General features: G+C 72.2%; 12 protein-coding genes. 5 read left to right on the forward strand and 7 right to left on the reverse strand.

What is annotated here, in order from left to right:
* From H9652_RS15095 to H9652_RS15105, 3 genes are all read right to left on the reverse strand, one after another.
* Positions 1-459, reverse strand: a 459-nt coding sequence (locus tag H9652_RS15095) for a CoA-binding protein (protein WP_191796977.1), incomplete at its 3' end; no start/stop codon positions are given.
* Positions 460-541: 82 nt separating this feature from the next.
* The gene (locus H9652_RS15100; RefSeq protein ID WP_191796978.1) at positions 542-1123 is read right to left on the reverse strand and encodes an anthrone oxygenase family protein; all 582 of its coding nucleotides are present in this window, start codon (positions 1121-1123) and stop codon (positions 542-544) included.
* Positions 1123-2022 carry a Rossmann-fold NAD(P)-binding domain-containing protein gene (locus H9652_RS15105; RefSeq protein ID WP_191796979.1) on the reverse strand — a complete coding sequence of 300 codons (900 nt, stop codon included), beginning with the start codon at positions 2020-2022 and terminating at the stop codon, positions 1123-1125. Before H9652_RS15105 ends, H9652_RS15100 begins: the two co-directional genes overlap by 1 nt.
* Positions 2023-2173: 151 nt before the next feature.
* Between H9652_RS15105 and H9652_RS15110 the strand changes: the two genes are divergently transcribed.
* The 4 genes from H9652_RS15110 to H9652_RS15125 all read left to right on the forward strand — a co-directional run bounded on the left by H9652_RS15110 (position 2174) and on the right by H9652_RS15125 (position 4908).
* On the forward strand, positions 2174-3139 hold the full coding sequence (locus H9652_RS15110; RefSeq protein ID WP_191796980.1) for an AraC family transcriptional regulator: 966 nt from the start codon (positions 2174-2176) through the stop codon (positions 3137-3139).
* 181 nt (positions 3140-3320) lie between these two features.
* Positions 3321-3734, forward strand: coding sequence for a PNPOx family protein (locus H9652_RS15115; protein WP_191796981.1), 414 nt, complete (start codon positions 3321-3323; stop codon positions 3732-3734).
* A gap of 54 nt (positions 3735-3788) precedes the next feature.
* Positions 3789-4394, forward strand: coding sequence for an HhH-GPD-type base excision DNA repair protein (locus H9652_RS15120; protein WP_191796982.1), 606 nt, complete (start codon positions 3789-3791; stop codon positions 4392-4394).
* Between the two features lie 148 nt (positions 4395-4542).
* Positions 4543-4908 carry a VOC family protein gene (locus H9652_RS15125; protein WP_191796983.1) on the forward strand — a complete coding sequence of 122 codons (366 nt, stop codon included), beginning with the start codon at positions 4543-4545 and terminating at the stop codon, positions 4906-4908.
* A gap of 59 nt (positions 4909-4967) precedes the next feature.
* Here the strand turns inward: H9652_RS15125 and H9652_RS15130 are convergent, their stop codons facing one another.
* From H9652_RS15130 to H9652_RS15145, 4 genes are all read right to left on the reverse strand, one after another.
* On the reverse strand, positions 4968-5357 hold the full coding sequence (locus H9652_RS15130) for a hypothetical protein (protein ID WP_191796984.1): 390 nt from the start codon (positions 5355-5357) through the stop codon (positions 4968-4970).
* Between the two features lie 183 nt (positions 5358-5540).
* Positions 5541-6488, reverse strand: a complete 948-nt coding sequence (locus H9652_RS15135; RefSeq protein WP_191796985.1) for a coenzyme F420-0:L-glutamate ligase — start codon at positions 6486-6488, stop codon at positions 5541-5543.
* A gap of 5 nt (positions 6489-6493) precedes the next feature.
* Positions 6494-7492, reverse strand: coding sequence for a TIGR03557 family F420-dependent LLM class oxidoreductase (locus H9652_RS15140; RefSeq protein WP_191796986.1), 999 nt, complete (start codon positions 7490-7492; stop codon positions 6494-6496).
* 127 nt (positions 7493-7619) lie between these two features.
* Positions 7620-9548: a DUF4914 family protein gene (locus H9652_RS15145; RefSeq protein ID WP_191796987.1), complete on the reverse strand. Its 1929-nt coding sequence runs from the start codon at positions 9546-9548 to the stop codon at positions 7620-7622.
* A 213-nt stretch (positions 9549-9761) separates the two neighbouring features.
* Between H9652_RS15145 and valS the strand changes: the two genes are divergently transcribed.
* Entirely contained in the window at positions 9762-12497 is a 2736-nt protein-coding gene (gene valS, locus H9652_RS15150) for a valine--tRNA ligase (RefSeq protein WP_191796988.1), read from the forward strand.
* The last annotated feature ends 42 nt before the right edge of the window (positions 12498-12539 follow it).

The raw sequence follows: 12539 nt of genomic DNA on the forward strand, positions 1-12539 counted from the left end.
TCTCGGCAGCTCGGGTGACACGGCGGGGTCAGTCACCGAAGACCAGGACCGGGCGCCCCGTGCGCGGGTGGGGCAGCGGTCCATGACCATGTCCAGGCCGGCCTCGCGCACGCGGGCGAACGCGTCCTCGTCGACCACGCCGAGCTGGAACCAGACGGCCTGGGCGCCGACCTGCACGGCCTGGTCCGCCACGTCGCCCGCGAGGTCGGAACGCACGAACACGTCCACGACGTCGACGGGAAACGGGATGTCGGCGAGCGAGGCGTACCCCTGCTCACCGTGCACCGTCTCGGCCGCCGGGTGGACGGGCACGATCCGCTTGCCCTGACGTTGGAGCAGCTGTGCCACCCCGTACGCCGCGCGGGCCGAGTTGTTCGACAGGCCCACCACGGCCCAGGTCTCGGTGTCCGCGAGGACGCGGCGGATCGTGGCGTCGTCGCCCCAGCTCTGTTCGCTCATACCGGGGCAAACCTCGGCGCAGGAGCGGCTATTCCTGCCCGTCCCCCCGGTCCCGGTCCAGGACCAGGCCCGACGGCGCCGCTCACCCCACGAGGCGCGTCACCAGTCCCAGGGTCAGGAGCAGCGCGGCCACCGCGCACGCACACGTCCGCACGTGGTTCCAGGCGACCCAGCGCCCGAGGAATACCCTCCAGACCTGGTCCCGCTCCGCCGTCGGGCTCGCGGGGCGAACCCTCGCCCCGCCCGCCCCTCCACCCGAGGACGAGGCTTCGCCCGACCGTGGACCCGAGGTAGAGACCGCCGCGTCCGCGGCCTCGAGGCGGTCGTTGAGCGGGACGTTGACGGCAGCGGTCACACCGATCCCGCCCACGAGGTAGGCCACGGCCGCGGCGAGGACGAGCGACATCCCCGCGTCGCCGAGCCGCGTCGCGGCGACGACGCCCAGGACCGTCACGAGGCCGGTCGTGACGAGCAGGAGCGAACCGAAGGGCGCCTTGGTCGCGTGACGGTTGATCGAGGCCATCGCGACCGCGCCGATCTCCGGGGCGACCGACCGCAACCCCGCCATGACGAAGGTCGAGAACGCGAAGAGCACTCCCCCGACCAGTCCGCAGCCGACGGCTGCCGCGGCGACCGCCCATCCGAGGACTCCGAGCACGTCCATCAGTGGACCTCGGAGAACGTGGGGGCTGCCGGGGAGCCGGACGGCGCCGACCAGGCGGTGGCCTCGCGGCGGACGAACTCGGCGAAGTCCCCCGGCTCGCGCCCGAGCGCCTCGCGGACTCCGGGTGCCAGGTGCGCGTTGCGTCCGTCGAGGACCTCCTCGAAGAGGTAGCGCACGAGGTCGACGGCGTCGGACGGGAGGCCCGCCGCCCTCAGGCCTGCCGCGAACTCGTCACCCGTGACGGTCTCGAGCCGGACGTCCCGGCCGCTCGCCGCGCCGATCTCCGCGAGCGCCTCGCCGAAGGTCAGCAGCCGCGGTCCCGTGAGCTCGTAGACGCGCCCCTCGTGGCCCGGCTCGGTCAACGCCGCCACGGCGACCTCGGCCACGTCCTCGAGGTCGACGAACGGCTCGACGACGTCCGACACCGGGAGGAAGGCCACGCCGTCGAGCACGGGGTCCAGCAGGAAGCTCTCGCTGAAGTTCTGCGCGAACCACGCGCACCGCACGACGGTCCGCGCGGGAAAGACGTCGGCGACGAGCTGCTCGGCGCGTTGCGCCTCGGGCTCACCACGTCCTGAGAGAAGGACGAACCTCTGGACCCCCTCGCGGGCGGCGACGCGCGCGAAGTCGGCGACGACCTCCGGGATCCCGGGGGCCGCGAGGTCGGGGGCGACGGCGACGTACACGGCGCCGGTACCGGCGACCGCGGGGCCCCAGGTCGCCGGGTCGTCCCAGTCGAGACGCACCTCGGTGCTGCGCGAGACGGGACGGACGGGGACGCTCGCCGCGGTCAGGCGGGCCGCGACCCGGCGACCCGACTTTCCCGTCGCGCCGACGACGGCGACGAGAGGCGCAGCGGTGGGGACTGCGGGCGAGGGGTAGGGCTGGCGCGTGGTCATGTCGGGTCTCCTGAGATCGAGGGGATGCGGTCGTCGATGCGTTGCCGTGGTTCGAGTCAACCGGCCCGAGGTGAGACGTTCCATGGCTGAACCGCTCGTCCGCATGTCCGTTCGTCTTCCGTAGCGCGAGCGGGCGGCGTACCGTCGAGACATGGACGCTGTCGCCGGACTCCTCGACGGGCCCCGCGCGCGCGGCGCCTTCCTGCTGCGCTCGCTCCTCTCCCCACCGTGGTCGATGCGCATCGAGGACGAGGCACCGCTCACGCTCGTGCCCGTCGTGCGAGGGACGGCCTGGATCGGCATGGACGCCGGGCGGAGCCCCGACGAGCCCCGGCTCGAGGCGCACCTCGGCGACGGCGACGTCGCGCTCGTGCGCGGTCCGCGCCCTTACACCGTGGCCGACTCCCCCGGGACACCGCCGCAGATGGTGAGCGACGCCGTCGGGGCCTGCCGCGCCGTCGGGGACGGCCCCTCGCCCCTCGTGGACCTCGGCGTGCGGACCTGGGGCAACGACCCCGACGGGCCGACCGTGCTGCTGACCGGGACCTACCCGCTCGACGGCGAGGTGGGTGGCCGGCTGCTGAGCGTGCTGCCGCCGTTGCTCGTGCTGCGCCGCGGCGACCTCGACGCCGACCTCGTGTCGCTGCTCGCGCGCGAGGTCTCGCAGGACCGGCCCGGCCAGGAGGCCGTGCTCGACCGGCTCCTCGACATCCTGCTCATCGGCGCGCTGCGCGCCTGGCTCGACCGCGGCGACGCCCCCGGGTGGTACCGCGCGGACGCCGACCCCGTCGTCGGGCACGCGCTGCGGCTCATGCATCACGAACCGGCCCGCCCCTGGACCGTGGAGTCGCTCGGGCGGACGGTCGGTCTGTCGCGGGCGGCATTCTCGCGCCGCTTCACCGAGCTCGTGGGGGAGCCGCCCATGAGCTACCTCACCGGGTGGCGCCTGACCCTCGCGGCCGACCTCCTGCTGGAGCCTGGCGCGACCGTCGGCTCCGTGGCCCGGCAGGTCGGGTACGGGACGCCGTTCGCGCTGAGTGCCGCGTTCACGCGGGTGCGAGGCATGAGCCCGACGGCGCACAGGGAACGGGCAGGGGCGGAGGCGGGGGCCGCCTGACGGTCCGCCTCGCCGCAGCGCCGGAAGGCTCTTCAGGTGCCGAGGACGAGGTTGCGGTCGCGATGGCGGTCTTGACGACCACGAGGTCGTGCTCGGGTGCGCGCAACGTCGTGCTCGACGAGCGGCTCGCTGTTGCGCTGCGCGGTGGCCACACCTCACCCACGCGCGCACCATGGCTGACATGCCCATCCCGCACGTGATCGCCCGGAGCAACCGGCGGTTCCTCAACCCGTTCGTGCTGCGCGTCTCGTCGCGCGTGCCACCGTTCGCGACCGTCCACCACCACGGGCGGCACAGCGGTCGCCCCTTCGCGACGCCCGTCATGGCGTTCCGCGAACCGCCCTCGACCGACGCCCCGCGCGAGGTCCGCGTGATCGTCGCCCTGACGTACGGGGCCGACGTCGACTGGCTCAGGAACGTCGAGGCGGTCGGGCTGTTCGGGCTCACGCGAGGTGGGCGCGGCTACGTCGTCGACGACCTGCGGCGGTTGCACGGGGACGACGGGCTGCGGCTCGTGCCCGCCGTGATCAGGGTCGCGCTGCGGGGGCTGCGGGTCGACGAGTTCCTCGACGGGCGGGTGGGACCGCCGCGCTGAGGGGTCTCCCGGGCCGCTCCGGCACCCGCCCCGCACGGCTGCGATGATGGGGACATGGCACACGACCTGTGGTTCACCGGCGACCCGGAAGCCGACACGCTGCTGTCCACCGACCCGTTCGCGCTGCTCGTCGGCATGCTCCTGGACCAGCAGGTCACCATGGAGTCGGCGTTCGCCGGGCCGCTCAAGATCTCCCAGCGCATGGGCGGGTTCGACGTGCACCGCATCGCGTCGGCCGAGCCCGAGGGGTTCGCCGCGATGGCGGCCACTCCCCCGGCGATCCACCGCTACCCGGGTTCCATGGCGGGCCGCGTCCAGGCCGTGGCGCAGGTCGTCGACGAGCAGTACGACGGCGACGTCACGCGCCTCTGGACCGACCCGGGGCCCGACGGCGGCACCCCCGACGGCCCGCTCGTCCTCAAGCGGCTCAAGGCCCTGCCGGGGTTCGGCGAGCAGAAGGCGAAGATCTTCCTCGCGCTCCTGGGCAAGCAGTACGGCGTCCAGCCCGCGGGGTGGCGCGAGGCGGCCGGCGCGTACGGCGAGGACGGCGCGCGACGCTCGATCGCCGACGTCGTCGACCAGCACTCGCTCGACCAGGTGCGCGAGACGAAGAAGGCGGCCAAGGCCGCGGCGAAGGCGGAGCGGGCCGCCAAGGGCTGAGCCCTCCCGTCGCCGTGGTGGGCAGCCAGCACGGATGCCCGACGACGTCGCTCCCCCGGTCCGACGGGTGCCTGCTGCGCTCGACGGACGTAGCGTGGAGACGTCGGGCGTGCTTCCGTGCGCCCGCTCGCCCTCCGGAGGAGTTCCCATGGCTCACGGCGACATCACGCACATCGACATCCCCGTCGGCGACACCGACGCGGCCCGCACGTTCTACAGCGGGCTGTTCGGCTGGGACATCGCCGAGGTTCCCGGCTTCGAGGGGTACCCCATGTGGCGCGCCCCCAACCAGATCAGCGGGGGCGGGCTCGCGCCGCGCGAGGAAGGGTTCACCACCCCGCGCAGCTACGTCGAGGTCGACTCGATCGACGACACGCTCGCCCAGGTCGGCTCGCTCGGCGGCAAGGTCCTCATGGCCAGGACGCAGATCAGCCCGACGAGCTGGTGGGCCGTCTTCGAGGACCTCGACGGGAACCAGCTCGGCCTCTACGAGGGCGTCACGACCACGGACTGACGCGTGCGCCGGGCCGGCGTGTGCGCGGCGGCCTGCGCCGGGTCGCTCGACGTGCCTCGTCAGGCGGGACCGAAGACCACTCGTCCGTCGGGGTCGTCGGCGCGTCGCGGTCGCAGTCGCGCGGGCGCCGGCCACGGCAGCTCGTACCGGACGACGTGGGCGTCGATCGCCCCGAAGTCGTCGGTCTGGACGACGACGTGCTCCGGGGTGACCTCGACGAGGCGGACGCGCAGCGGTTCGCCGCCCTCGTCCTCGAGCATCCAGACGTCGGCGAGCCAGGACAGTCCCGCGCGGTCGAGCACCTCTTCGGCGTCGAGCCAGTCGACCGGGTCGGTGAGGTCGTGGCCCAGGAGCGAGACGGCGACCCAGGCGTCGCCCTCGGGGCGGATCCAGCCGACGTGCTCACGGTCGTCGGGTCGGCGGTGCGGGATCCAGTCGGTGGGGAGCATCCCGGAACGATAGCGACGACCACGTCCGGGCGCCCAGCGAATTGACGCACCCGGGGCTCGGCACGGGCCGAACACGCACCTACCGCCGACCGACCGCACGACCCGATCGCCGAGTGTGCAGCTCGGGTCGCGCAGCCCCCACGCTGACCACCCGAACTGCACCCTCGACCCCCCACCGAGGGATCAGCCCTGCACCGGGTTGCCCGTCCCCTCGCGGAATCCCTCGGCGAAACCTTCGCGGTACCCGTCGGCGTACCCACCCTCGTGGGCGACCCGTTCGATCGCCGCTCGACCGGCCACCTGTCCCGCGGTCACTCCCCGCGCGTACGCCTCGGCGGATCCCTCCCGGAACATGTCGGTCTCCGAGGCCCGCACGAGCACGCGTGCCCCTGGTCCGTCGTCGTCGGTCACGAACCGACCGAGGCCGCGCACCACGGCCACGGGTCGCCCCGCGGCCTTGCCGCGCACGAGCTCGGACGCCGCCGCGATCTGGTCCGCGACGGCCGTCACGGTCACGGACAGCTCGCGCCCGTGGGCGTCGACGCCTCCGCGCAGGTCGTCGAGCGCGACCACCCCGGCGACGCCGATCGCGAGGTCCGTGAGCCCTTCGCGCCACGCACGCCCGGCCGTGTCGGACACGACGACCCCGAGGCGCACCCCGAACCGTTCCGCGAGCACCGCCCGCAGCGCGCGCGCCGAGGCGTCGGGGTCGACGGGCAGCAGCAGCACGGTGCCCTCGGGGGTGTTCGAGGCGTCGACGCCGGCGGCGGCCATGACGAGCCCGAGCCGGTTCTCGACGATGCGCAGCACGCCCCCCGGGTACGGACGCGTCGCGACGACGCGTACGGTCTCGTCGGTGATGGCCTGCTCGCGGTCGGCGGCCGCGACGACGCGCCCCTCGGCCTTGGACACGACCTTGCTCGTCACGACCACGACGTCCCCGTCGCGCAGCCCGCCCTCGCGGTCGAGCGCGTCCCCGACGATGCGTGCGAGGTCGTCCCCGGGCGAGACCTCCCCGATGCCCGACGGCGCCACGACCGTGAAGCGGGTCTCGTCACCCTCGGCGTGGCGCGCCCCGGGCGACGCCGCTGCACCGGGGAGGGCTGCGCCGTCGGGCCGGGCGGTGGGCATGTCCGTCACCGGACGAGCTTCGGCAGGACGTCGCGCGAGAACGTGTCGATCCACTCGCGCTGGTTGCGGCCCACGTTGTGCAGGTAGATACGGTCGAAGCCCAGGTCGACGAACTTCTGGATGTAGGCGCGGTGCACGTCGGGGTCGGACGAGATGACGAGGCGTCCCTCGAAGTCCTCGGGGCGCACGAGCTTGGCCATCTGCTCGAAGTCGAAGGGCGAGCGGATGTCGGCCTTGGGGAACTTCATGCCGCCGTTGGGCCACTCCGTCATGGCGTTCGTCAGCGCCTCCTCGTCGGTCTCGGCCCACGACATGTGGAGCTGGAGGACCTTGGGCATGGTCTGCGGGTCGCGGCCGGACTCGCGGACACCGTCGTCGAACTTGCCGAACAGCATCGAGATCTTCTCGAGCGGCGCACCCACGGTGATGAGTCCGTCGGCGTGCTTGCCTGCGCGCTTCGCGGTGACCGGGCCGGCCGTGGCGACGAGGATCTCGGGCGCCACCTCGGGCATGGTCCACAGTCGCGTGGACTCGTGCTTGTAGAACTGCCCCGCGTGCTTGGTGTCCTTGCCCGCGAGCGACGCCGCGAAGAGCTTCTTGATGATGTCGATGGCCTCGAACATGCGGTTGATGCGTTCGGGGGCCTCGGGCCAGTACTGCGCCGTGACGTGCTCGTTGAGGGCCTCGCCCGAGCCCAGGCCGAGCCAGTGCCGTCCCGGGTACATCGCGGCGAGCGTCGCCGAGGCCTGCGCGACCATCGCGGGGTGCCAGCGGAACGTGGGTGCCGTGACGCCCGGTCCCAGGTCGCCGCGCGTGCGCTCGCCGAGGGCCGACAGGACGTTCCACACGAACGCCGAGTGCCCCTGCGCGGGGACCCACGGCTGGAAGTGGTCTGCGGCCATGACACCCGAGAAGCCCTTGCTCTCGGCGTACTCGGAGAGGGCGATGACCTCGGTCGGGTGGAACTGCTCGAGCATGGCGGCGTAGCCGATCGTCAAGTCCATGGACCGACCTTAGTACGCGTGCCCGCCACCCACTCCGCGGTCGCGCAGCAGGGGCCGACGGACGGCCGCCCGGTCCCGTGGACCGGAGGGCCGTGCTGCTCGACGTGGACCGCTCAGCGGGGGCCGGTCACGTGAACAGCGGGGTCAGCGCCGCGTACTCCTCGACCGAGCCGTCGCGCAGGCAGACCTCGATGATCTGGCGTCCCAGCGGGTCCAGGTCGTCGGTGAGGAACTGCTGGAGCTCGCTCTTGAAGAAGTCGGTGATGATCCTCGCGCCCGCGTCGTACGCCTCGACGCCCACCTGGGACTGCATCTCGGGCTTGAGGAAGGTCGGGCGGACGAGCTGCCCGTCGATCTTCATCTCCTGGAGGGTGTAGCCGAACAACGCGCAGCGCGAGGGGGTCAGCTCCTCGGCCCGCAGCTTGCCGCCGCCACGACGGGCGAGGTACTCGCGGGTGAGCCACTCGGCCGCGAAGTCGACCTTGTAGGCGCCGATGTGCTGGTTGGGCGTGAGCACGTAGCGCGTGCGGTCCATGTCGACGAGCTGGCGCAGCAGGAGGTTCGCCGCCGCGACCTTGGTGCCGGTCGAGAAGGGCCAGTACGACCCGACGCCCTCGGCGACCATGCCGCCGTGGGCCAGCTTGTCGGTCGCGGTCTTGGACTCGCCGATCGAGGGGTTCTTGTCCCCGCGCGGGGCGATGAGCCGCCAGATCCACGCGAGCGACGGCGGCACGATGTGCATCATGCCCATGATCCCGTAGGTCGGGTTGTCGCGGGTGCAGGCCGGCATCCGGGCGCCGAAGGTCCGCACGTCGACCTCCTCGGCGCCTGTGACGTCGGTCAGGAGGTGGCGGGGCACGACCACGCGGGGGTTGGGGCAGCGCTTGCCCGTCGAGTCGAGCGTGTGCTCCCAGGGCAGCACGGTCGCGTCGGGGACGCCGTCGATGTTGAAGAAGACGAGCGGTTGGTCGGGGTGGATGCAGGCCCGTTCGAGGTGCGTGTCCTGGCCGTAGCCGGTGAGGTTGTCGACGCGCACGAACCAGCCGTCCTCGGCGTCGGCGACCACGAGGCGCCCGTCGCCCGTCTGGAGGTCGACGTGGCACAGGGTCATGTCGTCGGTCACGGGGTCCAGGGCGCTCGTCTCGCCGAGGTTGATGACGTAGGGCTCGTCGGTCACGACGTTGGTGCCGAGCAGGATGCGCCCGTCCTCCTGGCGACGGATCTCCTGGCACATCTCGGACTTGCCCCCGCCCGAGGCGCCCTCGTGCATGATGACCGTCTCGTTCTCGTACGGGGTCGTGACGCGGACCGACGACGCGTGCGCGGTGACCCAGCCCTCCTGCTCCCCGACGTCGAGGAGGACGGAGAAGACGCCCTTCTTGGCGCTGGGACCCGGGTAGAGGTTGTACGCGAAGACCTCGTGCAGCGTGTCGGTGCGGTCGTGGACCACGACCTGGCGGCCCTCGAAGTGGGTGTGCCGGAACGGCGGGGCGACGTAGAGGATCGAGCGCGGCTCGAACGGGCCGATCTCGTCGAACGTGACCCAGCCCTGCAGGTCCACGAGCGTCAGCGCGAAGAACGCGGAGTTGACGGGGCAGATCGCGAGCGAGGGGTAGCCGTGCGTGAGGCCGCCTGCCTTGAAGGGCACGACGACGAGGTCCTGCCCCGCGAGCCAGTCGAGCGTCTCGGCCTTGACGTCGGCGAACTCGGCCCCGAACACGTCCCGGTAGCGCGGCTTGTCGGTGGGCAGGTCGTCGGCGATGCGCATGCAGTCGGGGTCACGGCGACGCATGTAGTCCTCGGGGTAGTTCACGGCGATGCCGTTCTTGCACCGCACCACCTCGGCCTCGGGCACCGGCGTGCCGAGCACGTCGTACTCGACGGTGAACCGGGGCCCGCCCTCGGGGCCGAGCGCGAGCCGGTAGAGCTCCTCGCGGGAGGACGGGACGATGACGTTCGCACAAGCATCCAGGGCGGCCTGGACAGCGGGGGGAAGGACCATGCCGGCGGGGATGCTTCCGGTTCCGTGCACGGCCACGCTGTCGATCACTGTCATTGCAACTCCTGGGTCGGACCTCGAACGAAAGGCGTCGAGATGATGGGGCGCGTCCACGTACGCCCCCGCCTTTGCTTGAAGGTTACGAGCCGATGACCATGTCAACCAGGGACCTTTGACCTTTGTTTCATTCGGGAAAACTCGGGTACCCCGGCTCCGTCCGGGGACCGGCCGTTTCGCAGGGGCCTCCGAGATTCTGGGAGAATGTCGTCCATGAGCTCACCCGCCGAGGGCACCACGCCCGCACCCGCCACCCAGACCACCGCCGCACCCGCCCCCACCGAGGGCACCGAGGTAGTCCGCGCCGTGGTCGGCGAGGTACCGGACAAGGTGAGCCTCGACGGCCTCGAGACCAAGTTCGACGCCGCCTGGACCGAGCAGGGCACCTACTCGTTCGACCGCGCCAGGACGCGCGAGCAGGTCTACTCGATCGACACCCCGCCGCCCACGGTCTCGGGCTCGCTGCACGTGGGTCACGTGTTCTCCTACACGCACACCGACGTCGTCGCACGCTTCCAGCGCATGCGCGGCCGCGAGGTCTTCTACCCCATGGGGTGGGACGACAACGGCCTGCCGACCGAGCGCCGTGTGCAGAACTACTACGGCGTGCGCTGCGACCCGTCGCTGCCGTACGTCGAGGGCTACGAGCCGCCGCTCCAGGGCGCAGAAGGCAAGAGCGTCAAGGCCGCGGACCAGCAGCCCGTCTCGCGCCGCAACTTCGTCGAGCTGTGCGAGCGGCTGACGGCAGAGGACGAGGTCCAGTTCGAGGAGCTGTGGCGCCGCCTGGGCCTGTCGGTCGACTGGTCGCACCACTACCAGACCATCGGCGTCCCGGCCCGCATCGTCGCGCAGAAGGCGTTCCTGCGGAACCTCTCGCGCGGCGAGGCCTACCAGTCCGAGGCCCCGGGCCTGTGGGACGTCACGTTCCAGACGGCAGTCGCGCAGGCCGAGCTCGAGGCGCGCGACTACCCCGGCCACTTCCACAAGGTCGCGTTCCACGCACCCGGTGGCGAGAAGGTCTACATCGAGACGACACGCCCCGAGCTGCTCGCAGCGTGCGTGGCCCTCATCGCGCACCCCGACGACGAGCGCTACCAGGGCCTGTTCGGCACCACGGTCACCTCTCCCCTGTTCGACGTCGAGGTGCCCGTCCTGGCGCACCCCGCCGCGCAGATGGACAAGGGCGCGGGCATCGCGATGTGCTGCACCTTCGGCGACCTGACCGACGTCCAGTGGTGGCGCGAGCTCCAGCTCCCGACGCGCTCGATCATCAACCGTGACGGGCGCATCACGCGCGAGACCCCCGCGTGGCTCACGTCCGAGCGGTCGGTCGCGCTGTTCGAGGAGATCGCGGGCAAGACGACGTTCTCGGCGCGCTCGGCCGTCGTCGACGCGCTCCGCGAGGCCGGCGACCTGGACGGCGAGCCCGTCGCGACCCAGCGCAAGGCGAACTTCTTCGAGAAGGGCGACAAGCCCCTCGAGATCGTGACCTCGCGCCAGTGGTACATCCGCAACGGCGGTCGGGACGTGGCGCTGCGCGAGGAGCTGCTCGCGCGCGGCAAGGAGCTCGACTTCCACCCCGAGTTCATGCAGGTGCGCTACGAGAACTGGGTCGGGGGCCTCAACGGCGACTGGCTCGTCTCGCGCCAGCGCTTCTTCGGCGTCGCGATCCCGCTGTGGTACCCCGTCCTGGAGTCGGGCGAGACCGACTACGAGCACCCGATCGTCCCCGACGAGGCGCTCCTGCCGATCGACCCGTCCTCCGACGTCCCTGCGGGCTACACGGCCGACCAGCGCGGCGTCCCGGGCGGCTTCGTGGGCGAGCCCGACGTCATGGACACGTGGGCCACCTCGTCGCTCACCCCGCAGATCGCGGGCGGCTGGGAGTCCGACCCGGACCTGTTCGAGCGCGTCTTCCCCATGGACCTGCGCCCCCAGGGCCAGGACATCATCCGCACCTGGCTCTTCTCCACGGTGGTCCGCTCGCACCTCGAGCACGGGTCGCTCCCCTGGACCAACGCCGCGATCTCGGGCTGGATCCTGGACCCCGACCGCAAGAAGATGTCCAAGTCCAAGGGCAACGTCGTCACGCCCATGGGCCTGCTCGAGGAGCACGGCTCCGACGCGGTCCGCTACTGGGCGGCCTCGGCGCGCCTGGGCACCGACGCGGCGTTCGAGGTCGGCCAGATGAAGATCGGCCGCCGCCTCGCGATCAAGGTCCTCAACGCGTCCAAGTTCGCGCTGTCGTTCGGCGGCAGCGAGATCACGCTCGACCCGGCTCTGGTGACCGAGACGATCGACCGCGCGATGCTCGCGGGCCTCGCCGACGTCGTGGACCGCGCGACCGAGGCGCTCGAGACCTACGACCACACGCGCGCCCTGGAGCTCTCGGAGACCTTCTTCTGGGCGTTCTGCGACGACTACCTGGAGCTCGTCAAGGACCGCGCCTACGGCGCTGGCGCCGGACCCGACGACGTCACGTCCGCGACGCAGTCGGCTCGCGTCGCGCTCGCCCTGGCTCTCGACACGATGCTGCGGCTGTTCGCGCCGTACCTGCCGTTCGCGACCGAAGAGGTGTGGTCGTGGTGGCGCACGGGTTCGGTGCACCGCGCACCGTGGCCCACGTCGGCCGGTCTGCGCACGGGCGCCGGCGACGCCGACCCTGCGGTCCTGACCGCCGCGGGTCACGCGCTGGCCGCGCTGCGCAAGGTCAAGTCCGAGGCCAAGGTGTCGATGCGCACCCCGATCCTCGCGGTGACGCTGGCCGTCCCCGCCACGTCGATCGAGGGCGTGCGCGCTGCGGCGGAAGACGTCCGTGGCGCGGGCCGCGTGACCGGCCCGCTCGACCTGGTCGAGGCGACCGACGGCCAGGGCGACCCCGCCGTCCAGGGCGGCATCGTCGTCGTGCACTCCGAGCTCGGCGAGCCCGAGGTCCGCAACCGCGGCTGACGCTCCCCCGGACGACGCAGGGCCCCGACCGCACGTGCGGTC

It is taken from the genome of Oerskovia rustica (genome assembly GCF_014836555.1).
GTDB classification, from domain to species: domain Bacteria; phylum Actinomycetota; class Actinomycetes; order Actinomycetales; family Cellulomonadaceae; genus Oerskovia; species Oerskovia rustica.

What these genes read in the sequence shown, in the direction of transcription:
- H9652_RS15100 (WP_191796978.1), bottom strand. Translation starts at nt 1,123, where the DNA reads ATGGACGTGCTCGGAGTCCTCGGATGGGCGGTCGCCGCGGCAGCCGTC.
- H9652_RS15105 (WP_191796979.1), bottom strand. Translation starts at nt 2,022, where the DNA reads ATGACCACGCGCCAGCCCTACCCCTCGCCCGCAGTCCCCACCGCTGCG.
- H9652_RS15110 (WP_191796980.1), top strand. Translation starts at nt 2,174, where the DNA reads ATGGACGCTGTCGCCGGACTCCTCGACGGGCCCCGCGCGCGCGGCGCC.
- H9652_RS15115 (WP_191796981.1), top strand. Translation starts at nt 3,321, where the DNA reads ATGCCCATCCCGCACGTGATCGCCCGGAGCAACCGGCGGTTCCTCAAC.
- H9652_RS15120 (WP_191796982.1), top strand. Translation starts at nt 3,789, where the DNA reads ATGGCACACGACCTGTGGTTCACCGGCGACCCGGAAGCCGACACGCTG.
- H9652_RS15125 (WP_191796983.1), top strand. Translation starts at nt 4,543, where the DNA reads ATGGCTCACGGCGACATCACGCACATCGACATCCCCGTCGGCGACACC.
- H9652_RS15130 (WP_191796984.1), bottom strand. Translation starts at nt 5,357, where the DNA reads ATGCTCCCCACCGACTGGATCCCGCACCGCCGACCCGACGACCGTGAG.
- H9652_RS15135 (WP_191796985.1), bottom strand. Translation starts at nt 6,488, where the DNA reads ATGCCCACCGCCCGGCCCGACGGCGCAGCCCTCCCCGGTGCAGCGGCG.
- H9652_RS15140 (WP_191796986.1), bottom strand. Translation starts at nt 7,492, where the DNA reads ATGGACTTGACGATCGGCTACGCCGCCATGCTCGAGCAGTTCCACCCG.
- H9652_RS15145 (WP_191796987.1), bottom strand. Translation starts at nt 9,548, where the DNA reads ATGACAGTGATCGACAGCGTGGCCGTGCACGGAACCGGAAGCATCCCC.
- valS (WP_191796988.1), top strand. Translation starts at nt 9,762, where the DNA reads ATGAGCTCACCCGCCGAGGGCACCACGCCCGCACCCGCCACCCAGACC.